Below are 26,112 nucleotides of genomic sequence, written 5' to 3' on the forward strand. Positions count from 1 at the left end.
TCGCCCCGGCATGGCGAAGGAGGTCAAGGCGTCAGATGGCTTCGAGCTTGGCGTAGCCGAGCATCAGCCACTTGCTGCCTTCGCTGAAGTTCACCTGGACCCGGGCCTGGGCGCCGGCGCCTTCGAAGTTGAGGATCACACCGTCGCCGAATACCGAGTGGCGTACCGCCTGGCCGAGGCTGAGGCCGGTGTCCGGGATCTCGCTGCCGCCGAACAGGCTGCTGGTGCTCTGCGACTGGCCACCGCCGAACGGACGGCTGACGCTGTTGGACAGGCGCACTTCCTGGATCAGCCCCTTCGGCACCTCCCGTACGAAACGCGACACCTTGTTGTAGGTCTCGCTCCCGTACAGGCGTCGGGTTTCGGCGTAGGTCATCACCAGGTTCTGCATCGCCCGGGTGATGCCGACGTAGGCCAGGCGACGTTCCTCTTCAAGGCGGCCGGGCTCTTCCAGGCTCATCTTGTGCGGGAACAGGCCTTCTTCCATGCCCACCAGGAACACGTAAGGGAATTCCAGGCCCTTGGCGCTGTGCAGGGTCATCAGCTGGATGCTGTCTTCGTGCTCGTCGGCCTGGGTGTCGCCGGCTTCCAGCGAAGCGTGGCCGAGGAAGGCCGCCAGCGGCGTCAGTTCCTGGTCTTCTTCGGTGTGCTCGAAGTTGCGCGCGGCGCTGACCAGTTCCTCGAGGTTTTCTACCCGGGCCTGGCCTTTCTCGCCTTTTTCCGCTTCGTGGTAGGCGATCAGGCCGGACTGCTCGATAACGGTCTGGGTCATCAGGTGCAACGGCATCTCGGCGGTTTTCGCCGCCAGGTGCTCGATCAGCTCCATGAAGGCGCCCAGGGCACCGGCGGCGCGCCCGGTCACGCCTTTATTGGCCACCAGCTGGCGCATCGCTTCCCACATCGACACATGGCTGTGGCGCGCGTGTTCGCGAATTGCTTCGACGGTCTTTTCGCCAATGCCGCGGGTCGGCACGTTGATCACCCGCTCCAGGGCCGCGTCGTTGCCGCGACCTTCGAGCAGGCGCATGTAGGCCATGGCGTTCTTGATTTCGGCGCGTTCGAAGAAGCGCTGGCCGCCGTAGATGCGGTACGGAATGCGCTCGCGCAGCAGCGCTTCTTCCAGCACCCGCGACTGGGCGTTGGAGCGATAGAGGATGGCGATATCGCTGCGGGCCAGGCCGGTTTTCAGGGCGCTTTCGATGGTTTCCACCACGTAGCGCGCTTCATCGTGTTCGTTGAAGGCGGCGTACAGGTTGATCGCTTCGCCTTCGCCGCCGTCGGTCCACAGCTCCTTGCCCAGGCGCCCGGTGTTATTGGCGATCAGGGCGTTGGCGGCCTTGAGGATGCCGGCGGTGGAGCGGTAGTTCTGCTCCAGGCGGATCACTTCGGTGTCCGGGAAGTCTTCGGAGTACTGGTGAATGTTCTCGATCTTCGCGCCGCGCCAGCCGTAGATCGACTGGTCGTCGTCGCCCACCACCATCAGGCTGTCGCCGCCCTTGGCCAGCAGGCGCAACCAGGCGTACTGCACGGCGTTGGTGTCCTGGAATTCGTCCACCAGCACGTGGCGGAAACGCTTCTGGTAGTGCGCCAGCAGGCCCGGGTGGTCGCGCCACAGGTCCAGGGCACGCAGCAGCAGCTCGGAGAAGTCGATGACCCCGGCGCGCTGGCAGGCGGCCTCGTAGGCTTCGTAGATGCCGCGCATGGTGGCCAGGAACAGGTCGCCGCTGGCCTGAATGTGTTGCGGACGCAGGCCTTCGTCCTTCTGCCCGTTGATGAACCACTGGGCCTGCCGGGCCGGCCAGCGCTGCTCGTCCAGGCCGAGGTCGCGGATCACCCGCTTGACCAGGCGTTGCTGGTCGTCGCTGTCGAGGATCTGGAAGGTCTGGCTCAGGCCGGCCTCTTGCCAGTGCGCCCGCAGCAGGCGGTGCGCCAGGCCGTGGAAGGTACCGACCCACATGCCGGCCGGGTTGATACCCATCAACTGCTCGATGCGCTGGCGCATCTCGGCAGCGGCCTTGTTGGTGAAGGTCACCGACAGGATGGAGTGGGGTGAGGCGTTCTCGACCTGGATCAACCAGGCGATACGGTGCACCAGCACTCGGGTTTTACCGGAGCCAGCACCGGCCAGGACCAACTGACGACCCAAGGAGGCGGCTACGGCCTGGCGTTGGGCATCGTTGAGGGAGTTCAGCAGAAGGGAGAGATCATCGCGCATCGGGGCATTCTAGGGGGCTGGCGCACACCGGGCAAACCAAGCTTTGGTTTAGCCGATAAAAGAACGCCGGGGACGACCGGTCGGTCACGGGCTGCAGCCGTTGGCCGGGCTTGGCTGGAGGAATTTCGCAGGGATCGGCGCTCGCGCGGATTTGCCGATTTTATGATTCCAGGCAGTTTGGTCCGGGCGGTTGCTTGTGTATGCTCCGGCGACGTTTCGGGCTCAATCATTATAAGAACACTGCCTATGACACTCAGCACTGGCCCGTCCGGACCCTCCGTGGAGCCTCGGGTTGTTCGCAAGCAATACGCCATGGAGATGGCGGTAGAGCGCACGCGCCTGCTTTATCAGGGCTCCCTGTTGCCCACCCTGTTCATGCTGCTCAACGGCCTGGTCTGCGCCTGGCTGCTGTGGAGCCCCGAGCGTTATTGGCTGGTCAGCGTGTGGATGGTCTGGTTGCTGGCCCTGGTCGCCCTGCGGGTGATCCAGGTGGCGGCGTTCGACTCGGCGATTCCCAGCCGCCAGGCGCAGCCGGTCTGGCGCCGCATGTTCCTGCTCGGCTCCGCCGTCAGCGGCCTGACCCTGGCCTGCGCCGGCATCGCCCTGATGCCCACCGACAATTTCCTGCAGCAGGCCTGGGTCTTCGGCCTGATCGGCGCGGCGATCCTCTCGGCCAGCGTGGCCTACGCGGTAAGCCTGCCGGCCTTCCTGTCCTTTACCTTGCCCTGTTTGCTACCGGCGATCGGCTACCTGTTCTGGGGCGGCGACGAGCAGCAGCGCGGCTGGGGCTGGCTGGGCTTGATCCTGCTGGTGTCGCTGAGCGTGGTGGCCTGGCAGGTCAACCGCCTGATCCAGATGGGCTTGCTGCGGCGTTTCCAGAACCAGGCCCTGATCGAACATCTGCAACAGGCGCAGAGCCGCAGCGAACAGCTCAACAGCGAGCTGCTGCGGGAGGTCGAGCAGCGTCGCCGCGCCGAAGAGCAATTGCGCGAAGCCCAGGTCGGCCTGGAAAGCCGGGTGGCCCAGCGCAGCCTCGAGCTGGACGCGGCCAACCAGGCCCTGAGCAAGAGCGAGGCGCGCCTGGCCCTGGCCCTCAAGGCCAGCCAGCTGGGGCTGTGGGACTGGAACCTGCAGACCGACGAGGTCCATCACAGCCATATCAAGGAGCTGTTCGGCCTGGAGCCGGAGTTCGTGCGGGCGATGCTCAGCCACCTCAAGCCGCTGCTGCATCCCGAAGACCTGCCGCTGCTCAAGCGCGCGCTGGTGGAGCACCTGAAGGGGCGCACCGAGGATTACCTGGTGGAATATCGCGTGCGGCATGCCGATGGCCGCTGGGTCTGGATCGAGGACCGTGGGCGTGCCGTGGAGCGCGGCCCAGGCGGGCGGGTGCTGCGCATGGTCGGCACCCGGCGCGATATCAGCGCCAGCAAGCAACAGGAAGAGCAGCGTCGCCTGGCGGCGATGGTGTTCGAGGCGGCCAGCGAGGGCATCGTGATCCTCGACCCCGATTACGTGCTGCTGGCGGTCAATCAGGCGTTCAGCCGGGTTACCGGTTACCAGATCGAGGACATGCTCGGGCGCAATGTGGTCGACCTGCCGTGCAGCCGCGACGCACGGCGGCACTTTCCGGTGATTCATCAAGCCCTCGAACAGCACGGCAGCTGGCAGGGCGAACTGGTGGAGGCGCGCAAGAACGGCGAGCTGTACCCGCAGTGGCTGCAATTGAACGTGGTGCGCGATACGCGGGGAAAGGTCAGCCATATTGTGGGCTTTTTCGCCGATCTGTCGGCGCGGCGCGAATCCGAAGAGCGCATGCGCTACCTGACCCATTACGACGAGCTCACCGGCCTGGCCAACCGTTCGCTGTTTCGCGAACGCTTGCGCGAAGCCCATCAACGGATGCGCCAGGGCGGCCGCAGCCTGGCCCTGGTGCATATCAACCTGGACCGTTTCAAGCTGCTCAACGACAGCCTGGGCCACGACATCGCCGACCAGCTGTTGCAGAAAATGGCGCGGCGGCTGGTCAACGCGCTGCCGGAAGCCGACACCATTGCCCGCTTGTCCGGCGATGAGTTCGCGGTGCTGTTCGATGCCTATGGCAGCCTGTCGAGCCTGACCCGGGTGGCCACCCGCTTGTCGGCGAAGCTGCGTTTGCCGATCACCGTGGAAGGCCATGAGCTGGTGGTCAGCGCTTCCATGGGCATCAGCATGTTGCCCGACAGCGCGCGGGAAATTCCGGCGCTGATCAGCCAGTCGAACATCGCCATGCAACACGCCAAGCACCTGGGCGGCAACAACTTCCAGTTCTACACCGCCAGCCTGCAAGCCAGCACCCTGGAGCGCCTGCAACTGGAGAACCAGCTGCGCAAGGCGGTCGAGGAGCGCCAACTGAAGGTGTTCTACCAGCCGAAACTGTGCCTCGCCACCGGCCGCCTGAACGCCGCCGAAGCCTTGGTGCGCTGGGACCATCCCGATCTGGGGCGGGTGCCGCCGGGGGACTTTATCGGCCTGGCGGAAGAGATCGGGCTGATCGGCCCGATCGGCGAATTCGTCTTGCGCCAGGCCTGCTGGCAAGCCTGCGAGTGGCAGCGCCAGGGGCTGCCGGCGATTCGGGTCTCGGTGAACCTGTCGGTGCATCAACTGCGCCAGGGCAAGCTGGTCAGCCAGGTGCGCAGCGTGCTGGAAGAGACCGGGCTGGCGCCGCACTTCCTCGAGCTGGAGCTGACCGAAAGCCATCTGCTCGACAGCGTCGAACACATCGTTTCCACCTTCCAGCAACTGCGTGACCTGGGGGTGAAGCTGGCCATCGACGACTTCGGCACCGGTTATTCCTCGCTGAGCTACCTCAAGCGGATTCCGGTGGACTACGTGAAGATCGACCAGGCATTCATCCGCGGCCTGAGCGAAGGCAGCGCCGACGCGGCGATCACCCGGGCGATCATCGCCATGGCCCACGGGCTGTCGCTGAAGGTGGTGGCCGAAGGGGTGGAGCATCCGGAGCAGCTGGCATTTCTCAAGGAGCAGAAATGCGATGAGGTGCAGGGCTACCTGATCAGTCGGCCGGTGGAAGCCGAGGGGCTTGCGGCGCTGTTGCGGGCCGAGACCCTGTAGCCGCTGCCGCAGGCTGCGATCGGCTGCGCAGCGGCCGCAAAAGGCCAGGAATATCTGAAGTTTTTACGAATACCGGCTGCCCGGCTCCAGCAGCTACAAAGAGCAGGCGAGGCTAAAACAGTGGGGCGCAAAGGTGATTCAGTTACGCATTGAGCAGGCAAAAAGCGAATTCATGTAGTATAACTACAAAATTGCTACATCCTTGGGCGTCTGCCCCATAACAATGAGTCCAGCCCTTTGAATCTGTTGCAGCACATTGCCCAATCACGCCATCTCTTGCGCAAGTCGGAGCTCAAGGTCGCCGATCATGTGCTGCTCGACCCTGCGGCTGTGATGCACAGTTCCATGGCCGACCTGGCCCACAGCGTGGGTATCAGCGAGCCGACCATCGTGCGCTTCTGCCGCGCCATCGGTTGCTCGGGGTTCCAGGACCTGAAGCTCAAGCTGGCCCAGAGCCTGGCCGCCGGGGCGAGCTTCGGCCAGTTCGCGATTCATGAAGACGACTCGGTCGCCGACTACAGCCTGAAAATCTTCGACACCACCCTGCACACCCTGATGGAGGTTCGCGAGAAGCTCGATCCGGTGGAGTTGCAACGGGCTGTGACCCTCATGTCCCAGGCCCAGCGCGTGGAGTTCTACGGCTTCGGCGCCTCGGGCGCGGTGGCGGCGGACGCCCAGCACAAATTCTTCCGCCTGCTGCTGACCGCGGCGGCCTATTCCGACCCGCATATGCAGGCGATGTCGGCGGTGACCCTCAAGCCCACCGACGTGGCGATCTGCATTTCCCAGTCCGGGCGTTCCAAGGACCTGCTGATCACCGCCAACCTGGTGCGTGAAAGCGGTGCCTCGCTGATCACCCTGTGCCCGAGCCAGACACCGCTGGCCGAGCTGTCGACCGTCAACCTGGCGATCGACGTGCACGAAGACACTGAGATCTACACCCCGCTGACCTCGCGTATCGCCCACCTGGTGGTGATCGACGTCCTGGCGATGGGCGTGGCCATGGCCCGCGGCCCGAGCCTGGTCAACCACCTCAAGAGCGTCAAGCGCAGCCTTCGCAGCCTGCGCCTGTCGCCCAAGTCGGTAAAAGCCCTGGACGACTAGCCCGGTCTTCCGTAGGAGCGAGGCTTGCCCGCGAAGAATGATGACGCGGTGGGCCAGAAGCCCAGCGGCGGGGCCTTCGCGGGCAAGCCTCGCTCCTACAGGCGGTGGGGGCAACTTTCATCATCCTGTAACCGACCCGCAGCCAAATCGTCATTGGCAGGCGTCATCGTGAAGCTCCCGTACTCGCATTGGGAGACTCGAAATGGCCCGGCCTTACGAAGAGAGCAGCAGCGCAGTCAAGACCCGTCGTCAACAGGAAGACCAGCGCCGCATGGAATTTCGCCGCGCGATCGAACATCGCTGTGAGCTGCGCCGTCTGCAGCAGGAAATCAACGACTACCCCGAGCTGGACGCCGTCAATTACTGGCAGGCAGCCTCGGCAGCTTCCCGTCAAAACGTTCAACAAGCCCGCTGATCTGCACCCGTTCGCTGCGGATAAACCCCAGGAACGCATGCGCTACCGGTGACAGGCGTTTAGCCTTGGCCTGCACCAGGCACCAGCTGCGATACAACGGCAGCTCTTCGACCGGCAACTCGACGAGTCCTCCGGTTGCCAACTCAAGGTTCAGGGCGTGGCGCGTCAACAGCGCCACGCCCAGACCCGCCAGCACACACTCCCGCTGCGCTTCGGCCGACGACACTTCCAGGGTCTGGGTGAAGTGCACGCGCTTTTCCTTGAAATATTCCTCGCAGGCCAGGCGCGTGCCCGAACCCTGTTCGCGCACCAGCAGGTTGTAGGGTTCCAGGTCCTGCAGGCGCAGCGGCCCGAGGTGGCACAGCGGATGGTCGGGCGGCGCCACGGCGACGATCGGGTTGTTGAGGAACGGTAGGAATTCCAGGCCCATGTCCTGCGGGACCATGGACATGATCACCAGGTCGTCGCGGTTGTCCGAGAGGCGGCGGATCACCTGGCCCCGGTTGACCACCGTCAGTTGCAGGTTGACCTCCGGGTGCTGGCGCTTGAAGGCGGCGAACAGGTGCGGCACGAAGTACTTGGCGCTGGATTCCACCGCCAGTTTCAGCTGGCCCTGCAAGGAGCCCTGCATGTCCGACAGTTGCATGTCGAGGTTTTCCAGGCGCCCGAAGATGTCGCGGCTGGCCCGTTGCAGCGCCTCGGCGGCCTCGGTCATATAGAGCTTCTTGCCGACGTAATCGAACAGGGGCTGGCCGATCAGCTCTTCCAGCTGGCGAATCTGCAGGCTGACGGCGGGCTGGGTCAGGGACATTTCGTCGGCCGCCCGGCTGTAGGAGCGCAGATCGCAGACCTCATTGAAAATCTGCAATTGGCGTAATGTCATACGCATCAAGGACTTACGCATTATCTAAGGTCTCGCGCCGAAGGCTGTCGGGTCAACTATAAGTCTTTGCTTATGAGCGACCCAATAATTATTGATTTTTGTTAATTCATCGACAGGAATAGTGTGGGCCTGCGACTGGCTTGAAACATTTGGTCACGCGCCGACCCGGTCTAGCGGGTCTTTTGTTCCAACGGCTCAAGGGTACCTCCAAGTGATAAAAAAGATCCTGATCGCCAACCGTGGTGAGATTGCCGTACGAATCGTGCGTGCCTGCGCCGAGATGGGCATTCGCTCGGTCGCGATCTTCTCCGACGCCGATCGCCATGCCCTGCATGTGAAGCGCGCGGATGAAGCCCACAGCATCGGTGCCGAACCCCTGGCCGGCTACCTGAACCCACGCAAGCTGGTGAACCTGGCCGTGGAAACCGGCTGCGACGCGCTGCACCCCGGGTACGGCTTCCTTTCGGAAAACGCCGAGCTGGCGGACATCTGCGCCGAACGTGGGATCAAATTCATCGGCCCATCGGCTGAAGTGATTCGCCGCATGGGCGACAAGACCGAAGCCCGCCGCAGCATGATCAAGGCCGGCGTGCCGGTCACCCCGGGCACCGAAGGCAACGTCGCCGATATCCATGAAGCCCTGAGCGAAGGCGACCGCATCGGTTACCCGGTGATGCTCAAGGCCACTTCCGGCGGTGGCGGCCGCGGCATTCGTCGCTGCAACAGCCGGGACGAACTGGAACAGGCGTTCCCGCGGGTGATTTCCGAGGCGACCAAGGCGTTCGGTTCCGCCGAAGTGTTCCTGGAAAAGTGCATCGTCAATCCCAAGCACATTGAGGCGCAGATCCTCGGCGACAGCTTCGGCAACGTGGTGCACCTGTTCGAGCGCGACTGCTCGATCCAGCGCCGCAACCAGAAGCTGATCGAGATCGCCCCCAGCCCGCAATTGACCCCGGAACAGCGCGCCTACATCGGCGACCTGTCGGTGCGCGCGGCCAAGGCCGTGGGCTACGAGAACGCCGGTACCGTGGAGTTCCTGCTCGCCGACGGCGAGGTGTACTTCATGGAGATGAACACCCGGGTGCAGGTGGAACACACCATCACCGAAGAAATCACCGGCATCGACATCGTTCGCGAGCAGATCCGCATCGCTTCCGGCCTGCCGCTGTCGGTGAAGCAGGAAGACATCCACCACCGTGGTTTCGCCCTGCAGTTCCGGATCAACGCCGAAGACCCGAAGAACAACTTCCTGCCGAGCTTCGGCAAGATCACCCGTTACTACGCGCCCGGGGGCCCCGGCGTGCGGACCGACACGGCGATCTACACCGGCTACACCATTCCGCCGTTCTACGACTCCATGTGCCTGAAGCTGGTGGTCTGGGCCCTGACCTGGGAAGAGGCGATGGACCGTGGCTTGCGCGCCCTGGACGACATGCGTCTGCAAGGGGTCAAGACCACTGCTGCCTATTACCAGGAAATCCTGCGTAACCCGGAATTTCGTAGCGGCCAGTTCAACACTAGTTTTGTGGAAAGCCACCCTGAGCTGACCAACTACTCGATCAAGCGCAAACCCGAAGAGCTGGCCCTGGCCATCGCCGCCGCCATCGCCGCCCACGCAGGCCTGTGAGGAAAAGAACAATGAGCAAGAAGATCTTCGTTACCGACACCATCCTGCGCGACGCCCACCAATCGCTGCTGGCGACCCGCATGCGCACCGAAGACATGCTGCCGATCTGCGACAAGCTCGACAAAGTCGGCTACTGGTCGCTGGAAGTCTGGGGCGGCGCGACCTTCGATGCCTGCGTGCGCTTCCTCAAGGAAGACCCGTGGGAGCGCCTGCGCAAACTGCGCGCCGCGCTGCCCAACACCCGCCTGCAAATGCTCCTGCGCGGGCAGAACCTGCTGGGCTACCGCCATTACAGCGACGACGTGGTCAAGGCCTTCGTCGCCAAGGCGGCGGTCAACGGCATCGACGTGTTCCGCATCTTCGACGCCATGAACGATGTGCGTAACCTGCGGGTGGCCATCGAAGCGGTGAAAGCCGCCGGCAAGCACGCCCAGGGCACTATCGCCTACACCACCAGCCCGGTGCACACCATCGAGGCGTTCGTGGCCCAGGCCAAGCAAATGGAATCCATGGGTTGCGACTCGGTGGCGATCAAGGACATGGCCGGCCTGCTGACCCCTTACGCCACCGGCGAACTGGTCAAGGCGCTGAAGGCCGAGCAATCGCTGCCGGTGTTCGTCCACTCCCATGACACCGCCGGCCTGGCCGCGATGTGCCAGCTCAAGGCCATCGAGAACGGCGCCGACCATATCGACACCGCGATCTCCAGCTTCGCCTGGGGCACCAGCCACCCGGGCACCGAGTCGATGGTCGCCGCCCTTAAAGGCAGCGAATTCGACACCGGCCTGGACCTGGAACTGCTGCAGGAGATCGGCCTGTACTTCTATGCCGTGCGCAAGAAGTACCACCAGTTCGAAAGCGAATTCACCGCGGTCGACACCCGGGTGCAGGTCAACCAGGTGCCGGGCGGGATGATTTCCAACCTGGCCAACCAGCTCAAGGAGCAGGGCGCCCTGAACCGCATGAACGAAGTGCTGGCGGAGATCCCGCGGGTGCGTCACGACCTCGGCTACCCGCCGCTGGTGACCCCGACTTCGCAGATCGTCGGCACCCAGGCGTTCTTCAACGTGCTGGCCGGCGAGCGCTACAAGACCATCACCAACGAAGTGAAGCTGTACCTGCAAGGCGGCTACGGCAAGGCACCGGGCGAGGTGGACGAGAAGCTGCGGCGCCAGGCCATCGGCAGCGAAGAAGTGATCGACGTGCGCCCGGCCGACCTGCTGAAGCCGGAAATGACCAAGCTGCGCAATGACATCGGCGCCCTGGCCAAATCCGAAGAAGACGTGCTGACCTACGCCATGTTCCCGGACATCGGGCGCAAGTTCCTCGAAGAACGCGAAGCCGGCACCCTGACTCCGGAAGTGCTGCTGCCGATTCCGGAAGCGGGTGGTGTGACCTCGGCCGGCGGCGAAGGCGTACCGACCGAGTTCGTCATTGACGTGCACGGCGAGACCTACCGCGTCGACATCACCGGTGTCGGCGTGAAGGCCGAAGGCAAGCGCCACTTCTACTTGTCCATCGACGGCATGCCGGAAGAAGTGGTGTTCGAGCCGCTCAACGAGTTCGTCGGCAGCGGCAGCAGCAAGCGCAAGCAGGCCAGCGCGCCGGGCCATGTCAGCACCACCATGCCGGGCAACATCGTCGACGTGCTGGTCAAGGAAGGCGACACCGTCAAGGCCGGCCAGGCGGTGCTGATCACCGAAGCCATGAAGATGGAAACCGAAGTCCAGGCGGCCATCGCCGGCAAGGTCACCGCCATCCACGTGGCCAAGGGCGACCGGGTCAATCCGGGCGAAATCCTGATCGAGATCGAAGGCTGATTTTCAATCCTTCATCGGTAACGTTTTACCTCGGGGGGGCACATGCCCCCCTTTTTTTTGCCTGTTGCCCGGGGGCGGCGGGGGAGCGATGCGCGTGCCGCTACAGGCGGCTTGAGGGATATTTCCAGGCTGGAACGAACATCATGCGAGTGTATTTTAATGCACTTATTCCGTTATGAATTTTATCTATCTGCATTATAATGTGCGTGAATGCCTTATGGTTCATTAAAAGTGCACTAAAATGCAGGTGACAAAGTGCTTCGGCTGACTTTGCAGCTCTACTGCGCAGGGGCATGGAACGACGCCATGACCCTGACCTTCGACAGGCCCGAAGAGGGCTTCGCCAGCCCCTGCCGTTTTGGTTATGTCCAGCAGTACCTGGTGGATAACCTGGAGGCTGTCGCCAGCCCGCTGGCCAGGTCGGTCAGTGCGCAGATCCCATTGGGCTGGGAGTCGTGGCGGGAAGAACGGGCCCCGGCCTTTCTCTATGACCTTGCCCCGGCGGCAGCGACCGGGCGCTTCCTGCTGCGCCAGATTGGCCACGAGCGGCCGGACGGCATGGGCGTCGAGTTGTTCCTCTTGAGTCGGTCCACCGCGGCGCCCATCGGCAACTTGCGGATCAAGGAATCGCTGGCGGGCTTGCGCAGGCGTCCGGCGCTGGGGTTTTCCCGGGACCAGGTGATCGTCCTCGATAATCGCTTTCTCGAGTACGCCCACGAGCAGGGCGCGGCGTTCGGCGGTACTGCGAGCATCGGCGGCGAAGCGCCCAAGCTGCTGCTGACTCAAAACCGCGAGGGCCTGCTGTACCCCGATGCGCTGCCCGACGACGCCTCGGCGGCGCGCCACTGGTGGGTGAAGTTTCCCCGTAACCCGGCCACGCAGAATGACGGCGACATCCTCAGGAGCGAATTCCACTATTACCGGGCGCTGCAACAGTTGGGCATCGATACGCTGCCGGCCGAGGGCCTGGCCCTGGAAGAAGGACCCAGGCCCAGCCTGTGGATGCAGCGCTTCGACCGTCGGGTAACGCCGGCGGGGGTGGAGCGCCTGGCGGTGGAGTCGATCTATTCCCTGGCGGGGCTGGTGGGCCATGGCCAGGGCATGCGGCACACCGAGGTGCTGGGGATCCTCGCCGAACTGTGGCGAGCCACGGGCCAGGAATCGGCGATCCCCGAGCTGGTGGCGGATTACCTGCGCCGGGACCTGCTCAACAAGATCCTCGGCAACTCGGACAATCATGGACGCAACCTCTCGATCATCCGCACCGACAGTCGGGTGCAGCTGGCGCCGATCTACGATCTGGCACCCACGGTCATGGACGATGAGGGCATTACCCGGACCATCAAATGGCCCGGGCGCATGGAAGTGGCGGGTGACGTGGACTGGCGCCTGGTATGCGCGAGCCTGAAGCCGCTGCTCGACCCTGAAGCCGCCCTGACACGCCTGCGGGAGGATGCCGAACGGCTACGGGCCTTGCCGGACCTGTTGCACGCCAGCGGCTTGCCCGACGCCACCCTGAATCACCCGCGCATTCACTTGCGCCACTTGGACCGACGCCTGCAGGAGTGGGGACTGCGATGAGTACAACCCTGGAAGAACGCGGCGCGCTGATCGACAACATCCAGCAGGAGCTGGCGGCCGGCCGCTTGCCGCTTGGCGATGCGGTCAGGCGCCTGCGCAGCGAAGTCACGGGGCTGCACCAGAGCCAGTTCGCCAGGATGTGCCGGATTTCCCTGCGCACCCTGATCCACATCGAACACGGTGACGGCAACCCGACCCTCAAGTCGTTGAACGCGGTGTTCAAGCCCTTCGGTTTGCAGATGGGGGTGCTGGCCGTGCAGAAAACCAGTCGCGCCCGCTCGCTGCTCAGTGATCTCGAGCGCCTGGAAAAGGGCCCGGGTACGCCCGAACCCTTGGCACCCCACTGAGCCTCAGTCGCGCTTGGCGTAGGCCTTGCCGTAATGCCTTTCCATCCGCGCCTGGATCAGTTCCAGGCCGATCGACAGCAGCCAGTAGATGATTGCCGCGGTGCTGAGCATTTCGATGTAGCGGTAGCTGGAGCGGCCGTAGGACTGGGCCAGGAACATCACTTCCCAGACGCCCATCACCGAGATCAGCGACGAATCCTTGAGCATCGAGATGAACTGGTTGGTGGCCGGCGGGATGATGGTGCGCATGGCCTGGGGCAGGGTCACCTGCCAGAAGATCACGCTGTCACTCATGCCCAGGCCCAGGGCCGCCTGGCGTTGGCCGTGGGGCACGCCGAGGATGCCGGCGCGGAAGATCTCGCTGAGGTAGGCGCCGTAGTTCAGCGACAGGGCGATGATCCCCGCGGCGATGGCGCTCGGCACCACGCCCAGTTGCGGCAGGCCGAGGTAGATCAGCAGGATCTGGATCAGCAGCGGCGTGCCGCGAAAGAACGAGGCGTAGAAGCTGGCGATGCCAAAGGCCACGGCGCTTTTCGACAACCGGGCCAGCGCGGTGACGAAGCCCAGCAGCGACGACAGCACGATCGAGCAGAGGCAGAGGAACAGGGTCAGCGCCGCGCCTTGCAGAAAGCCGTTGGGGGCCAGGGTGATGCCGAGCAGGTTGGGCAGCTTGTCGAGGATGATCGAGAACTTCAGGTCGAAGCTCAGGAAGAAGCTGGCGAACAGGCCGAACAGTACCGCCCAGGTCAGGTACAGGCGGGCACGGAAACCGAAGAGGCGTTTGACCAGCGGCTCGGCCAGCGTTTGCGGTGGCCGAGGTGGTTGCGAAAGAGAAGTCATTGGCTGATGTCGGCGCCGATCCATTTCTGCGAGAGCTTGCTCAGGGTGCCGTCCTGCTTCAGCTGGGCGAACACTTCACGGACCTTGGCATGCCACTGGGCGTCGCCTTTCTCGATGGCCACCGAGTTGGGTTCGGCGTACAGCGGCTCGCCGGCGAGCTTGAAGCGCGGGTCCTGGGCCAGGCGCGGCTGGGCCGTTACCAGGTTGGTGAGGATCGCGTCCAGGCGCACGCCAGCGCCCAGGCCGAGGTCCTGGAAGGCCACATTGTCGGTGTCGTACGGGGCGATCTGCACGTTGTCGAACGGGTACTGCAACCGGGTGTCCTCGGCACCCTCGATCACCAGGCTCTTGTTCAGGTAGCTCTCGTAGCTGGACGCGCTGGTCAGGCCGACCTTCTTGTCGCTCAGGTCCTTGGCACCGTGGATGCGCTGGTCCTTGGCGTTGACCACGATCACCGCCGGCGAGGCGTAGTACTGCACCGGAAAGTCGAAGACTTCGGCGCGGGCCTTGCTCGGGGTCATGGAGCAGATGCAGATGTCGTAGCGGCCGCTCCAGCGGCCGGCGGCGATCACGTCCCAGGACGGCGTTTCCAGGCGCAGCTTCACCCCCAGTTTGTCGGCCACGGCCTTGGCCACGTCGACGTCGAAGCCATCGAGCTGGTTCTGATCGTTGAGGAAGGAGAAGGGCGGGTAGCTTTCCATCAGCACGCCGACCAACTCTTTTTTCTGTTCGATACGGTCCAGGGTGGCACCGGCAAAAGCCTGGCTGGAGGCAGCGAGAATCGTCAGGCCCAGGGCCAGCAGCGGTTTGAATTTCATTGGAATCCCGGGCAGAAAAAAGGTTGTTATTAACTGAACGGTGCGTATTAAATAGTTATAAGAACGACTCAGATAGTGAGTTATTTTCATAAGCATATGAGTAAAGAGCATATGGGCGCAGGCAGCAGGGTAATTCTGGATGGCGGCATGGGTCGTGAACTGCAACGCCGCGGGGCGCCGTTCAGGCAGCCCGAGTGGTCGGCGCTGGCCCTGAGCGAAGCACCGCAGGCAGTGGAAGCGGTGCATGCGGCTTATATCGAAAGCGGTGCCAACGTCATCACCAGCAACAGCTACGCGGTGGTGCCGTTCCACATCGGCGAAGCGCGTTTTGCCGCCGAAGGCCAGGCGCTGGCGGCCTTGGCCGGCGAACTGGCGCGGCGCGCGGTCCAGGCTTCCGGCAAACCGGTGCGGGTAGCCGGTTCGCTACCGCCGCTGTTCGGCTCCTATCGCCCGGACCTGTTCGAGGCCGATCGCGCCGCCGAGTTGCTGGCACCGCTGGTCAACGGCCTGGCCCCGCATGTCGACCTGTGGCTGGCGGAAACCCAGAGCTCCACGGTCGAGGCGCGGGCGATCCACGCCGGCCTGCCCAAGGACGGCAAACCTTTCTGGCTATCGTTCACCTTGCACGATGAGAACCCTGACCAGGTGCCACGCCTGCGCTCCGGCGAGCCGGTGGCGGACGCGGCGGCGGTGGCCGCCGAGCTGGGGGTGGAAACCCTGCTGTTCAACTGCAGCCAGCCGGAAGTGATAGGCGCGGCGATCGACGCGGCGCAGGCAACCTTCGAGCGGCTGGGGGTGAAGATCCATATCGGCGCCTATGCCAACGCCTTCCCGCCGCAACCGAAAGAAGCCACGGCCAACGATGGCCTCGACCCGCTGCGCGACGACCTCGATCCTCCGGGTTACCTGCAATGGGCGGCCGACTGGCGGCAACGCGGCGCCAGCCACCTGGGCGGTTGCTGCGGTATCGGGCCGGAGCACATTGCAGTGCTGGCGCGGCAGCTGACTTAAAAGCCTCGCGGGCAATCGAGCGTCGACCGGCCGCTCCTACAAGGCCGGATGCTGAACCTGTAGGAGCGAGGCTTGCCCGCGATGACGTCGGATCAAACACCGCCTGACAAGGGTGTTACCCCCGGCACTCAGCCAACCCCTTCAACTGCCCCGAACCGCTCTGGTTGTCCTCGCTCAACCAGCGCTCGAACCCGGCGCCGACCTTTGGCCATTCGGAATCGAGGATCGAATACCAGGCGGTATCGCGGTTCTGGCCCTTGACCACCATGTGCTGGCGGAACACCCCTTCGAAACTGAAACCCAGGCGCTCGGCCGCATAACGCGAGCGGGCGTTGGCGTTGTTGCACTTCCACTCCAGGCGGCGATAACCGAGGGCGAAGGCTTCCTTGGCCAGCAGGTACACCGCTTCGGTGCTCTTGGGCGAGCGTTGCATGGGTGCGCCGAAGGTGACGTGGCCGATCTCGATGCGGCCCTGGGCCGGGACGATCGACATCAGGCTGAGCAGGCCCTGCACCTGGCCGCTGGCCCGGTCGACCACGCTGAAGAAATACGGGTCGCTGTTGGCCGCATGGTTGTTCAGCCAGTCATTGAAGGCGCTGCGCTCGGTAAAGGGCCCGTAGGGCAGGTAGTCCCACAGCTTGGGGTCGGCGCCCGGGCCCTGGAAGGCGTGCCACAGGTCGTCGGCGTGGCGCGCCGGGTCGAGTTTTTCCAGGCGGATAAAGCGCCCTTCGAGCAGGGTGGTCGACGGCGGCGGTACGCCTTTCCAATCGGCGAGTGAGGTCGGCATGGGTTCTCCTTGAACGCTTAAAGGGCTTTGCGAAATTGAATGAAACCCGGGCGTTCAGCGATCCGCTCGTAGAGCTGGATGGCAGTGGCGTTGGTTTCGTGGGTCAGCCAGTGGACCTTGCAGCAGCCGTCGGCCTTGGCGGTGGCGTAGACGAATTCGATCAGTTGGCGACCGACGCCGGTGCCGCGTTGCTCCGGGACCACCAGCAAGTCCTGCAGGTAGCAGGAGTTCTCGATGCTCCAGTTGGAGCGATGGTAGATGAAATGCACCATGCCCACCGCCTGCTCGCCGTCCCAGGCCAGGGCGGCGTGGGTCGGCTCGGCGGGATCGAGGAAGCGCTGCCAGGTGCTGCGGGTGACCGCGTCGGCCAGCTCGGTCTCGTAGAAACGCAGGTAGGCCTGCCACAGCGGCAGCCAGGCTGCGTGGTCAGCGGCGGTGACGGGACGAATCTGGATCTGGCTCATGGCTGCTCCTGGCGCATCAGTTGGGAAATGCTCTGGTCATGGGGATCGGCGCTGGCGGCCAACCCTTCGCGCACGCCGGCGATGTCGGCGGCGGTGCGGTTCTGGCTGAGTTTGCGCTTGCCCTCCAGGCGCTGGATCGGCAGGGCGAAGCCGACGATGGCGCGCAGCATGCTGTCCATGAACTCGGCGGGGGCGTCCTCGAATTTCCAGGGGCTGGCGCGGCCGGCTTCATGCTGGTCGGTCAGGGCGCTGACCACTTCGCGGATGCGCTGCGGATCGTGGAACACCTCGGCCACGCCGTAGGCATGCACGCTCACGTAGTTCCAGGTCGGCACCACTTTGCCGTGCTCGGCCTTGCTCGGGTACAGCGACGGGCTGACGTAGGCTTCGGCGCCCTGGAAGATCAGCAGCGCCTCGGCGCCGCTGGCCAGTTCCTGCCATTGCGGGTTGGCCCTGGCCAGGTGGCCGTAGAGGGTGCCGTACGGGCCCTGGTCCGGGGCGAACGACAGCGGCAGGTGATTGGCCTGCAGACCGCGCTCCCCGTAGGTCACCAGGGTGGCAAGGCGGGTTTCCCCGATCAGCTGGTGCAGGGTAGGCAGGTCTTCTTCGGCGAAAGCGCGGGGTAGGTACATGGAAAAATATCCTTGGCGAATGGCTGCATCCTAGGCAGGCTATTGGTCTGTTGTAAGAGCCATCTTCAGTCATTTTCATAGGTCCATTGGCGGGTCCATTCAGCCGGCCGGGGGGAGTCCATGAACAGCCCGACATTGCCGCTTTCCTTCAACCCCGCCGGTATCGAGCTGGACCGCGGCCAGGGGCTCAGCCGCCAGCTGTACCATGCGCTGCGCCAGCGGGTGCTGGACGGCCGGCTGGCCAGCGGCACGCGCCTGCCGGCCAGCCGCGACCTGGCGGCGGCCCTGGAGATTTCCCGCAACAGCGTGGTGCGCGCCTATGACCAGCTGTACGCCGAAGGTTTTATCGAAGGCCGGGTGGGCGATGGCACCTACGTGGCGCAATTGCCCGAGAGCCGGCTACCGATCAAAAAGTCGGCGAGAAATTTATCCACAAAAGTATCCACAGGGTTATCACCAGGCTTACCCACAGGGTTATCCACAAAATGCCTGGATTTACCTGGGATTACATCCAGTAAAGTTATCCACAGCGAGGCGTTGGAACGGGTCGAACAGCACCATTTGGCGACTCCGCAAAGCGGTCCGCCACGGGCTTTTCGGGTGGGGATTCCGGCCTTCGATCTGTTTCCGTTCGAGGTCTGGGCCAAGCTGAATGCGGCTTTCTGGCGCAAACCGGATCTGGGCCAGCTGTGTTATGGCGATTCGGCCGGTGAGGAGCGCCTGCGCGGATTGATCGCCGCCTACTTGCGCAGTTCGCGCGGCATGCAATGCAGCGCTGAACAAATTGTGATCACCAGTGGTGCACAACAGGGCATAAGCCTTTGTGCACAGTTGCTGGTGAACCCTGGCGACGGGGTGGCGGTGGAAAATCCCGGCTATCGGGCGGCGGGGCATGCCTTCGCGATTGCCGGCGCGCGCCTGCACGGGGTGGCGGTGGATAACGAGGGCTTCGACTGCGGGGCGCTGGCAGCCCTGAGCGATTGCCGACTGGTCTACGTTACGCCGTCCCATCAGTACCCCACCGGGGTCACCCTGAGCCTGGCCCGGCGCCTGGAACTGCTGGCCTGGGCCGAGCGCAGCAACGGCTGGATAGTCGAGGACGACTATGACGGCGAGTACCGCTACAGCGGCGCGCCGCTGGCCCCCCTGGCGGCGCTCGACCGGCAGGGCCGGGTGCTGTACGTCGGCACTTTCGGCAAGGTCGCGTTCCCGGCCTTGCGCCTGGGTTACCTGGTGCTGCCGCCGGCGCTGGTGCAACCCTTCGCTCAGCGCCGGGCGCTGGATGTGCGCCATTCCGAGGTCAGCACCCAGGCGGTGATGGCCGAGTTCATGGCCGCCGGGCATTTCCAGCGGCATATCCGGCGCATGCGCCGCGCCGCCCTGAGTCGGCGCAATGCCTTGCTGGCCGGCTGGCCTGTGGATATCCCCGGGGTGGGCAAGTTACCGAATGTGGCGGCGGGCCTGCACCTGACGATACCGGTGCAGAGCCTGGCGCGGGAGCGCGAACTGGTGGAAAAGGCCGCCGCCGTGGATGTCGAGATCAACGGCCTGAGCAACTACTGGCTGCCGGACTCGCCCCAGCCGGCGGACCAGCGCGCTGGCCTGGTGCTGGGCTTCGCCGCGGTGCCCGAGGCCGCTATCGCCTGTGCCCTGGAGCGTCTGCGCCGGGCCTGGGGCGTGTGACGGCTATACTCGCGGCCATTGTCTTTGTCGAGAACCCTTATGAGCCTGACTCTTTCCGCGACGCCCGAACGCAAGTTCGGCGCGCCCTTGTTCGCTTTGATCGTGCTGCTGGCCGGCGCTGTATTCCTGCAGGCCCAGGTCGGCTCGCGCCAGGTGTGGCTGTTGCTGCTGGGCGCGGCCCTGGGCCTGACCCTGTATCACGCCGCCTTCGGTTTCACTTCGGCCTGGCGGGTGTTTATCCGCGATCGTCGCGGCGCCGGCCTGCGGGCGCAGATGGTCATGCTGGCGCTGGCGGTGCTGCTGTTCTTCCCGGCCCTGGGCGCGGGCAGCCTGTTCGGTTCGCCGGTCACGGGGCTGGTGGCGCCGGCCGGGGTCTCGGTGATTGTCGGTGCGTTCATCTTCGGCATCGGCATGCAGCTGGGCGGCGGTTGCGCGTCCGGCACGCTGTTTACCGTGGGCGGCGGTAACGCGCGGATGCTGGTGACCCTGCTGTTTTTCATCTGCGGTTCGCTGATCGCCACCCACCATGTGGACTGGTGGTTCGCCTTGCCGTCGCTGCCGCCGGTGTCCATCGTGCAGCGCTTCGGCGTAGCGCCGGCATTGGGGCTCAGCCTCGGTCTGTTCGCCCTGATCGCCCTGGTTACGGTACGCCTGGAGAAGAGCCGCCACGGCACGCTGGAAGCGCCGGTCGACAGCGCGCACCAGGGCTGGCGCCGCCTGCTGCGCGGGCCCTGGCCGCTGGTGTGGGGCGCGGTCGCCCTGGCCCTGTTGAACTTCGCCACCCTGGCCCTGGCCGGACGGCCCTGGGGCATCACCTCGGCGTTTGCCCTGTGGGGCGCCAAGGTCGCCAGAGGGCTGGGGGTGGATGTCGGCAGCTGGGTGTTCTGGCAGGGCGCGGCGAACGCCAAGGTCCTGGCCGCGCCGGTGTGGCAGGACATCACCAGCGTGATGGATATCGGCATCGTCTTCGGCGCCTTGCTGGCGGCGGGCCTGGCCGGGCGTTTCGCGCCAAGCCTGAAGATTCCCGCGCGCTCGCTGGTGGCGGCGGTGATCGGTGGTTTGCTGCTGGGTTACGGTGCGCGCCTGGCCTACGGCTGCAACATCGGCGCCTACTTCAGCGGCATCGCCTCCGGCAGCCTGCACGGCTGGCTGTGGCTGGTGGCGGCCTTTATCGGCAACGGCGTGGGCGTGCGCCTGCGGCCGTGGTTCTTTGCCGAGGAGCGTCAGTCGCAAGGGCTGACGGGCTGCTGAGCTTCCGTAGGCGCGAGGCTTGCCCGCGATGAACGATAACGCGGTGTAGCCGATACACTGCGGCGCCCCTATCGCGGGCAAGCCTCGCTCCTACGGACGCCGGGTAATCAGGTCCCGGCCTTGATCTTGGTCCAGGCCCGGGTCCGCGCCCGTTCCGCGTCCCGTGGCAGCGGCCGCAAGGTGTACAGCGTGCTCATCGCCGCGTCGGTCGGGTACAGGTTGGGGTTGTTGCGGATCGACGGATCGACCTGCTCGGTGGCGTCCCTGTTCGGGTTCGGGTAGCCGACGAAGTCGCTGACCGGGGCGATCACCTTGGGTTGCAGCAGGTAGTTGATGAAGCGGTAGGCATCGTCCGGGTTCTTCGCGCCTTTGGGGATCGCCAGCATGTCGAACCAGATCGGCGCCCCTTCCTTGGGCAGGCGCATGTCTACTACCACGCCGTTCTTGGCTTCCTTGGCGCGGTTGGCGGCCTGGGAGAAGCTGCCGGAATACCCCACCGCCACGCAGATATCGCCATTGGCGATGTCGGCCATGTACTTGGACGAGTGGAAGTAGGTGACGTAGGGGCGGATCTTCAGCAGCAGCGCTTCGGCCTTGGCGTAGTCCGCCGGCTGCTTGCTGTTGGGGTCCAGGCCCAGGTGCTGCAGGGCCAGCGGCAGGATCTCCGACGGCGAGTCGAGCAGGGCCACGCCGCACTGCTTGAGCTTGCTGATGTTCTCTTCCTTGAAGATCAGGTCCCAGCTGTCCACCGGCGCGTTCTCGCCGAGGGCGGCCTTGACCTTGGCTGGGTTGAAGCCGATCAGGATGGTGCCGTACATGTAGGGCACGGCGAACTTATTGCCCGGGTCGTTGGCCTCGATCAGCTGCATCAGCTTGGGATCGAGGTGGTTCCAGTTCGGCAGCTTGCTGCGGTCCAGCGGCTGGAACACCCCGGCCTCGATCTGCTTGGCGAGGAACACGTTGGACGGCACCACCACGTCGTAGCCGGAGTTGCCGGTCAGCAGCTTGGCTTCCAGCGCCTCGTTGGTGTCGAAGATGTCGTAGACCAGCTTGACCTGGCTGTTCTCGGCCTTGAAGTCTTCCAGGGCCTTGGGGGTGATGTAGTCGAACCAGTTGTAGACGCGCAGGGTGCGTTCTTCAGCCTGTGCGGCACTGCCCAGCAGCGCCGCGCAGAGCGCGGGCAAGAGGTAGCTTTTGAGCCTGTTCATGTGGCGGGTTTCCTTCACTGGGCGTTTTGAAAGCCTTCGAGAACGTTGACGGCGTTGATGCCGATCTCTTCCACGGCGTAGCCGCCTTCCATGACGAACAGCGTCGGCGTGCCCAGGGCGGCAATGCGTTGCCCCATGGCCAGGTAGTCCGGGCTGTCGAGCTTGAACTGTGAGATCGGGTCGTCCTTGAAGGTGTCCACGCCCAGCGATACGACCACTATGTCGGCGCCATAACGGCGGATTTCCTCGCAGGCCTGTTCCAGCGCCGCGCTCCAGCTGTCCCAGCCGCTGCCGGCGGGCAGCGGGTAGTTGAAGTTGAAGCCCTCGCCGGCACCTTCGCCGAGTTCGTCCGCATACCCCAGGAAGAACGGGAATTCGGCTTCCGGGTGGCCGTGGATCGAGGTAAACAGCACGTCACTGCGTTCGTAGAAAATCGACTGGGTGCCGTTGCCGTGGTGGTAGTCGACGTCGAGGATCGCGACCTTCTTGTGGCCCTGGTCGAGGAAGGCCTGGGCGGCGATGGCCGCGTTGTTCAGGTAGCAGTAGCCGCCCATCAGGTCGCCGGCGGCATGGTGTCCCGGTGGCCGGCACAGGGCGAAGGCACTGAGCGCGCCGCGCTGGATCACCGCCTGGGCAGTCAGGGCGACTTGCGCGGCGCTGTAGGCCGCCTGCCAGGTGCCGGCGGTGATCGGCGCGCCGCCGTCGAAGCTGTAGTAGCCAAGCTGGCCGTGCAGGCTGGTGGGGATCACGCTGCGCAGGGTGCGCGCCGGCCAGGTGTAGGGCAGCAGGTCGCCGTCGATGCCCTGGGCGGCCCAGCGGTCCCAGGCGCCCTTGAAGAAGTCCAGATAGGCGCGGCTGTGGATGCGTTCGATGGGCCCCAGGCCGAAGTCCCTGGGCGCCTCGACCGGGCCCAGGTTGCGATACTTCACGCGGTCCAGCACGTGGTCGGCGCGCGACGGCATTTCGAAGCAGGGCATCAGTTGCCCGTCGATCAGTTCGCAGCGGCCGTGGTGCAGGTGGTGATCGTCCGAGTAGATCGTCAGCATTTCTTGTTCTCCGCAGGCTGGTTCGGTGCTCACAGTCTTGCGGCGCCGGGGCTTTTGGAGAACGGCAGGAGCGGCCAAAAGGGGATCGATATGGCCAAAACCTGTGTCCGCAATTCGCCCCTTGAAACAGCACGGCGCCCCATTGCGGGGCGCCAGCGGGGTCAGCTTGCGGGCGGCGCTTGATCGAAGCGCTGCAGCACCTGGAGCATGTCCTCGCGTTTTTTCCGGGTGAGGATACCCAGCAGCAGGGCGCGGCCGTTTTTCTCGCAGCGCTGGCCGGCATTCGGATCGGCGCCTTTCTCCAGCAGCAGGGTGAACATGTCCAGGGTCTCCTGCTGGCTGACAGTGGGGGACTTGTCGTCGGCGGAGGTCTTGTCGGCGACGAACGTCAGCAGACTCTGGCCGCCGGGTTGCTGGTTGGAGCAGGTGCCGCGACCGTAGTTCAGGTTGAGATTGGCACCGGCTTCGATCAGCTGCCTCATGGCCGTGTAGTTGTTGCCCCAGAACGCCCGGTACAGTGCGGTTTCGTTGTCATCCACGGTGCGCAGTTCGAGGTTCTGCGGGTGTTGCAGCAGCCAGGTGAAGCCTTCGAGGTTGCGCTTCTGCTCGGCCAGTTGCATCAGCGGGGTGTAGCCCCGGCTGTTTTGCTCGTCGATGGCGACGCCGGCTTCCAGGAGGAATTTGAGACGCCCGCCCTGGTTCAGGTCGGGGCTGTCCTTGAGGTCGCGCTCCATGGCCTGCAGAGCCAGGGTGGTCCATTTGTACTGGCCGCTGGTATGGGCGCCGTGGGCCAGCAACAGCCGAGCGATCTCCAGGTTTGGCGCATCCAGGGCATGCAGCAGGGCACTGCGCCCGTCGTCGGCCATGACTTCGCCACTGACGCCACCGGCCAGCAAGCGCCGGACCTCGGCCGCGTCGCCGGCATCCACGGCGGCCACCAGCGGCCAGAAGCCCTGGCACGCCTGCGGGTTGGCGGACTTCAGGCCCAGGCGCTGCAATACGCGCGGCGGCACGCTCAACTGGCGTTGCAGGCGCAGGCCGCAATACAGCCGATAGCGCTCGATGGCGCGGCCCTGGTGGATGTTGTCCAGCGGCCGTTGTTCGAACTGGGCCCAGTCCAGGTCGGCCAGGTTGAGGTAGGTCGGCATGCGCCCGGGTTCCCGGCGCAGCACCTCCAGCAGCCAGGGGCGGGCGGTTTTCAGCTGGCCGGCCTCGCTGGTCCAGTAGGCGATGTCGTTGAGCAGGCCCGGGTATTCACTGCGGTCCTGGGCCATGGTGCGAAAGTCATGGGCGGCGAAGAAGTCTTCTACCTGGCGGATGCCCGGCCCCTTGTCCTTGGCTTTGCGCAGTTGCTCGTGGAGTTCGCGGAACCGCGCCCAGACGTCATCCGCCGTGGCCGCTGGCGCATAGGCATTGAAGGTGATCGGACCTGCGCCGCTGCTGAAGGGCCGGAACCACGCAGGAAAGCGCTGCAGGGCGTACAACCACTGTTGCTCGATCTCGGTGCCGATCGGTTGCAGCGGCGTGAAGTCCATCTGGGTCAGGTCGCGGCGGTGACTGACGGCCAGCATCGGCTGCTGCGGATAGCGCTGGTCGATCAGCAGATAACGCTGGCTGAGTTGCCAGTCCGGGCTGATGCAATTGAAGCTCAAGGGCGTCAGGCTCAGCCCGACTTCGAGCTGATTGCTCGGCGGCCAGTTGTCCGAGACCTGGATCGGGTCGTCCGGCGAGACGCAGGCCCGCAGTTCCTCGGGGCTGAATAGCGGCAAGGGCGGCGACTTGTAGATGCGCTGCTGGTACTGCGTGTCCTGGTAGGCGTTGAGATAAAACAGCCCGCGGTACTGGCTGAGCACGATCCGCGCCGGCAGCTGCTCAAGGCCTGGCAGGGGGAACGGCTTGATCTGCAGGGTGGCGGTTTCCGGTTCGTCCAGGACGATGCCGCGGGAGACTTGCCACCATTTGATCTTGGCCAGGTCCAGGTCGAATGCCTGGACGGCGGGGGCGATGGCGAGCATCAGCAGCGCCAGGCCGTTCGCGCAAAAGCGGATGTGCCTGGCAACGATGCCTGTAAAGAAGTTCACGTTTGCAGTCCCTTGCCGGTATGAAAGGCCGGCAATGTAATGCAATCGGCGGTTTTATGCCGGGGTTTGTGTCAGGGCCGGAACTGGCTCGGGGCGACGCCGCTCCAGCGCACGAAGGCATGGCGGAAGCTCGCGGTTTCGCTGAAGCCCAGGGCTTCGGCGATGCGGTAGATCGGCAGGTCGTCCTCGCAGAGCATCTGCTTGGCCCGCTCGAAGCGCAGCTCGTCGAGCAGTTCCTGATAGCTGCACCCCAGGTCCTTGAGGTGCCGGCGCAGGGTGCGGGCCGAGCAGTTCATCTGTTCGGCCAGGCCTTCCAGTCCCGGCGCGGCGTCCAGTTGCGCCGCCAGCAGCTGGCGGATACGCCCCAGCCACGCCTGGCGCCCGGTGAATTCGGTGTTCTGCTTGCGGCAGCGTTCGGCCATGGCCTGGTGGGTGATGGCGTCCGCCAGGGGCAGCGGCTGTTCGAGCCAGCGCCGGTCGAAGGCGAAGGCATTGCAGGTTGCATCGAATTGCAGCGGGCAGTCGAAGCGCTCGGCATAGCGGCGCTGGTAATCGGGGGCGGGGTAGTCGAAGCGGGCACCGCGCAAGGGCAGCGGATGGCCCAGCAGGTCGTCGCAGATGACCTTCATCGACACCAGGCAGAACTCGATATTGAAGGTCGCCAGCGCCGGGTTCTCGCGGTAATCCGCGGCGGTCAGCCAGATCAGCTCGCCATCCGTTTCCAGGCTCAGCTCGAAAAGTGTTCCCAACAGCGCCGGATAACGCAGCGCCAGGCGCAAAGCGTCACCTAAGGTGGCACTGGTGAGCAGGGCATAACCGAGCATGCCGTAGCTGGAAACGTGCATGCGCCGGCCCAGCTCCAGGCCGATATCCCGTTGCAGGGCCACGGCGTTGGCGCACACCAGCATTTCCTGGTTGGTGGTGATGCGGGTGTCGGCGCGGCTCAGGTCGGCGGCGTTGATGCCGCTGCCGGCCAGCAGCGCGTCACTGGGCAGCCCTTGGTCCTTGAAGGTGTTGAGCACCAGCGAGACGGCGTTGAGGGTGGTGAGGTGAGAGTGCAGCATGTCCGTTTCCAGCCCGGGGGATGCTGAAAACGGAGCAATTTGTATGCCGCGCCTGCGACAAATTCCAACGATGGCGTGGGGCGGCGGCTGGATCGCCGCGTTGCGGCTATCGCGAGCAAGCTCG

The 26,112-nt window shown here is 64.7% G+C and carries 20 protein-coding genes and 1 pseudogene; 10 read left to right on the forward strand and 11 right to left on the reverse strand.

Going from position 1 to position 26,112, the window contains the following annotated elements:
- Window positions 1-31: 31 nt before the first annotated feature.
- Window positions 32-2,215, reverse strand: coding sequence for a DNA helicase II (uvrD, locus tag AC07PQ_RS15485; RefSeq protein ID WP_007927596.1), 2,184 nt, complete (start codon window positions 2,213-2,215; stop codon window positions 32-34).
- A 246-nt stretch (window positions 2,216-2,461) separates the two neighbouring features.
- Between uvrD and AC07PQ_RS15490 the strand changes: the two genes are divergently transcribed.
- The 3 genes from AC07PQ_RS15490 (at window position 2,462) to AC07PQ_RS15500 (ending at window position 6,845) form a co-directional block, all read left to right on the forward strand.
- Window positions 2,462-5,326: a putative bifunctional diguanylate cyclase/phosphodiesterase gene (locus AC07PQ_RS15490; protein ID WP_493185845.1), complete on the forward strand. Its 2,865-nt coding sequence runs from the start codon at window positions 2,462-2,464 to the stop codon at window positions 5,324-5,326.
- Window positions 5,327-5,563: 237 nt separating this feature from the next.
- Window positions 5,564-6,430 (forward strand): transcriptional regulator HexR, encoded by an 867-nt coding sequence (hexR, locus tag AC07PQ_RS15495; protein ID WP_007927594.1) that lies wholly within the window; start codon window positions 5,564-5,566, stop codon window positions 6,428-6,430.
- 202 nt (window positions 6,431-6,632) lie between these two features.
- Window positions 6,633-6,845, forward strand: coding sequence for a PA3496 family putative envelope integrity protein (locus AC07PQ_RS15500; protein ID WP_007927592.1), 213 nt, complete (start codon window positions 6,633-6,635; stop codon window positions 6,843-6,845).
- On the opposite strand, the gene AC07PQ_RS15505 is transcribed toward AC07PQ_RS15500, so the two are convergent.
- Window positions 6,787-7,749 carry a LysR family transcriptional regulator gene (locus AC07PQ_RS15505; RefSeq protein ID WP_028683627.1) on the reverse strand — a complete coding sequence of 321 codons (963 nt, stop codon included), beginning with the start codon at window positions 7,747-7,749 and terminating at the stop codon, window positions 6,787-6,789. The two genes, AC07PQ_RS15500 and AC07PQ_RS15505, sit on opposite strands and share 59 nt — an antisense overlap.
- A 190-nt stretch (window positions 7,750-7,939) precedes the next feature.
- On the opposite strand from AC07PQ_RS15505, the gene AC07PQ_RS15510 reads away from it, so the two are divergent.
- The 4 genes and pseudogenes from AC07PQ_RS15510 to AC07PQ_RS15525 form a co-directional block, all read left to right on the forward strand.
- On the forward strand, window positions 7,940-9,355 hold the full coding sequence (locus AC07PQ_RS15510) for an acetyl-CoA carboxylase biotin carboxylase subunit (protein WP_007927582.1): 1,416 nt from the start codon (window positions 7,940-7,942) through the stop codon (window positions 9,353-9,355).
- 11 nt (window positions 9,356-9,366) lie between these two features.
- Window positions 9,367-11,175, forward strand: coding sequence for a sodium-extruding oxaloacetate decarboxylase subunit alpha (gene oadA, locus AC07PQ_RS15515; RefSeq protein WP_007927580.1), 1,809 nt, complete (start codon window positions 9,367-9,369; stop codon window positions 11,173-11,175).
- A gap of 306 nt (window positions 11,176-11,481) precedes the next feature.
- Window positions 11,482-12,756, forward strand: coding sequence for a type II toxin-antitoxin system HipA family toxin (locus AC07PQ_RS15520; RefSeq protein WP_493185846.1), 1,275 nt, complete (start codon window positions 11,482-11,484; stop codon window positions 12,754-12,756).
- Window positions 12,753-13,019 (forward strand): annotated as a pseudogene (locus AC07PQ_RS15525) (helix-turn-helix domain-containing protein); the annotation flags it as partial. The gene AC07PQ_RS15520 and the pseudogene AC07PQ_RS15525, both read left to right, overlap by 4 nt.
- 87 nt (window positions 13,020-13,106) lie before the next feature.
- Here AC07PQ_RS15525 and AC07PQ_RS15530 read toward each other — a convergent pair.
- Both AC07PQ_RS15530 and AC07PQ_RS15535 read right to left on the reverse strand, forming a co-directional pair.
- Window positions 13,107-13,943: an amino acid ABC transporter permease gene (locus tag AC07PQ_RS15530; protein WP_493185847.1), complete on the reverse strand. Its 837-nt coding sequence runs from the start codon at window positions 13,941-13,943 to the stop codon at window positions 13,107-13,109.
- Entirely contained in the window at window positions 13,940-14,761 is an 822-nt protein-coding gene (locus AC07PQ_RS15535; protein WP_493185848.1) for an ABC transporter substrate-binding protein, read from the reverse strand. The genes AC07PQ_RS15530 and AC07PQ_RS15535 overlap by 4 nt, the downstream gene beginning before the upstream one ends.
- A 111-nt stretch (window positions 14,762-14,872) precedes the next feature.
- Between AC07PQ_RS15535 and AC07PQ_RS15540 the strand changes: the two genes are divergently transcribed.
- The gene (locus tag AC07PQ_RS15540; protein WP_493185849.1) at window positions 14,873-15,772 is read left to right on the forward strand and encodes a homocysteine S-methyltransferase family protein; all 900 of its coding nucleotides are present in this window, start codon (window positions 14,873-14,875) and stop codon (window positions 15,770-15,772) included.
- Window positions 15,773-15,887: 115 nt separating this feature from the next.
- On the opposite strand, the gene AC07PQ_RS15545 is transcribed toward AC07PQ_RS15540, so the two are convergent.
- From AC07PQ_RS15545 to AC07PQ_RS15555, 3 genes are read right to left on the reverse strand one after another with little or no spacing between them, the layout of a single operon-like run.
- Window positions 15,888-16,559: a GNAT family N-acetyltransferase gene (locus AC07PQ_RS15545; protein WP_085532737.1), complete on the reverse strand. Its 672-nt coding sequence runs from the start codon at window positions 16,557-16,559 to the stop codon at window positions 15,888-15,890.
- A gap of 17 nt (window positions 16,560-16,576) precedes the next feature.
- On the reverse strand, window positions 16,577-17,023 hold the full coding sequence (locus AC07PQ_RS15550) for a GNAT family N-acetyltransferase (protein ID WP_007927568.1): 447 nt from the start codon (window positions 17,021-17,023) through the stop codon (window positions 16,577-16,579).
- Entirely contained in the window at window positions 17,020-17,655 is a 636-nt protein-coding gene (locus AC07PQ_RS15555; RefSeq protein ID WP_007927566.1) for an FMN-binding negative transcriptional regulator, read from the reverse strand. The genes AC07PQ_RS15550 and AC07PQ_RS15555 overlap by 4 nt, the downstream gene beginning before the upstream one ends.
- Window positions 17,656-17,775: 120 nt before the next feature.
- Here AC07PQ_RS15555 and pdxR point away from each other — a divergent pair, with 120 nt between their 5' ends.
- Entirely contained in the window at window positions 17,776-19,338 is a 1,563-nt protein-coding gene (gene pdxR, locus AC07PQ_RS15560; protein WP_493185850.1) for a MocR-like pyridoxine biosynthesis transcription factor PdxR, read from the forward strand.
- 39 nt (window positions 19,339-19,377) lie between these two features.
- Window positions 19,378-20,589, forward strand: a complete 1,212-nt coding sequence (locus AC07PQ_RS15565) for a YeeE/YedE family protein (RefSeq protein ID WP_493185851.1) — start codon at window positions 19,378-19,380, stop codon at window positions 20,587-20,589.
- Window positions 20,590-20,696: 107 nt separating this feature from the next.
- Here AC07PQ_RS15565 and AC07PQ_RS15570 read toward each other — a convergent pair whose 3' ends face one another.
- From AC07PQ_RS15570 to AC07PQ_RS15585, 4 genes are all read right to left on the reverse strand, one after another.
- The gene (locus AC07PQ_RS15570) at window positions 20,697-21,797 is read right to left on the reverse strand and encodes a polyamine ABC transporter substrate-binding protein (RefSeq protein WP_492570545.1); all 1,101 of its coding nucleotides are present in this window, start codon (window positions 21,795-21,797) and stop codon (window positions 20,697-20,699) included.
- Between the two features lie 14 nt (window positions 21,798-21,811).
- Entirely contained in the window at window positions 21,812-22,843 is a 1,032-nt protein-coding gene (locus tag AC07PQ_RS15575) for a histone deacetylase family protein (protein WP_493185852.1), read from the reverse strand.
- A 161-nt stretch (window positions 22,844-23,004) separates the two neighbouring features.
- Window positions 23,005-24,924 (reverse strand): ankyrin repeat domain-containing protein, encoded by a 1,920-nt coding sequence (locus AC07PQ_RS15580; RefSeq protein ID WP_493185853.1) that lies wholly within the window; start codon window positions 24,922-24,924, stop codon window positions 23,005-23,007.
- A 71-nt stretch (window positions 24,925-24,995) separates the two neighbouring features.
- A complete protein-coding gene (locus AC07PQ_RS15585; RefSeq protein WP_007927557.1) occupies window positions 24,996-25,988 on the reverse strand; it encodes an AraC family transcriptional regulator in 993 nt (330 codons plus the stop codon).
- Between the last annotated feature and the right edge of the window lie 124 nt (window positions 25,989-26,112).

Source organism: Pseudomonas sp. GW821-FHT09E12, assembly GCF_059416085.1.

Bases quoted from the DNA above. Each gene is read 5' to 3' on its own strand.
- AC07PQ_RS15500 (WP_007927592.1), top strand. From the start codon at position 6,633: ATGGCCCGGCCTTACGAAGAGAGCAGCAGCGCAGTCAAGACCCGTCGT.
- AC07PQ_RS15520 (WP_493185846.1), top strand. From the start codon at position 11,482: ATGACCCTGACCTTCGACAGGCCCGAAGAGGGCTTCGCCAGCCCCTGC.
- uvrD (WP_007927596.1), bottom strand. From the start codon at position 2,215: ATGCGCGATGATCTCTCCCTTCTGCTGAACTCCCTCAACGATGCCCAA.
- AC07PQ_RS15535 (WP_493185848.1), bottom strand. From the start codon at position 14,761: ATGAAATTCAAACCGCTGCTGGCCCTGGGCCTGACGATTCTCGCTGCC.
- AC07PQ_RS15585 (WP_007927557.1), bottom strand. From the start codon at position 25,988: ATGCTGCACTCTCACCTCACCACCCTCAACGCCGTCTCGCTGGTGCTC.
- AC07PQ_RS15555 (WP_007927566.1), bottom strand. From the start codon at position 17,655: ATGTACCTACCCCGCGCTTTCGCCGAAGAAGACCTGCCTACCCTGCAC.
- pdxR (WP_493185850.1), top strand. From the start codon at position 17,776: ATGAACAGCCCGACATTGCCGCTTTCCTTCAACCCCGCCGGTATCGAG.
- AC07PQ_RS15575 (WP_493185852.1), bottom strand. From the start codon at position 22,843: ATGCTGACGATCTACTCGGACGATCACCACCTGCACCACGGCCGCTGC.
- AC07PQ_RS15505 (WP_028683627.1), bottom strand. From the start codon at position 7,749: ATGCGTAAGTCCTTGATGCGTATGACATTACGCCAATTGCAGATTTTC.
- AC07PQ_RS15570 (WP_492570545.1), bottom strand. From the start codon at position 21,797: ATGAACAGGCTCAAAAGCTACCTCTTGCCCGCGCTCTGCGCGGCGCTG.
- AC07PQ_RS15540 (WP_493185849.1), top strand. From the start codon at position 14,873: ATGGGCGCAGGCAGCAGGGTAATTCTGGATGGCGGCATGGGTCGTGAA.
- AC07PQ_RS15490 (WP_493185845.1), top strand. From the start codon at position 2,462: ATGACACTCAGCACTGGCCCGTCCGGACCCTCCGTGGAGCCTCGGGTT.
- oadA (WP_007927580.1), top strand. From the start codon at position 9,367: ATGAGCAAGAAGATCTTCGTTACCGACACCATCCTGCGCGACGCCCAC.
- AC07PQ_RS15530 (WP_493185847.1), bottom strand. From the start codon at position 13,943: ATGACTTCTCTTTCGCAACCACCTCGGCCACCGCAAACGCTGGCCGAG.
- AC07PQ_RS15565 (WP_493185851.1), top strand. From the start codon at position 19,378: ATGAGCCTGACTCTTTCCGCGACGCCCGAACGCAAGTTCGGCGCGCCC.
- AC07PQ_RS15550 (WP_007927568.1), bottom strand. From the start codon at position 17,023: ATGAGCCAGATCCAGATTCGTCCCGTCACCGCCGCTGACCACGCAGCC.
- AC07PQ_RS15545 (WP_085532737.1), bottom strand. From the start codon at position 16,559: ATGCCGACCTCACTCGCCGATTGGAAAGGCGTACCGCCGCCGTCGACC.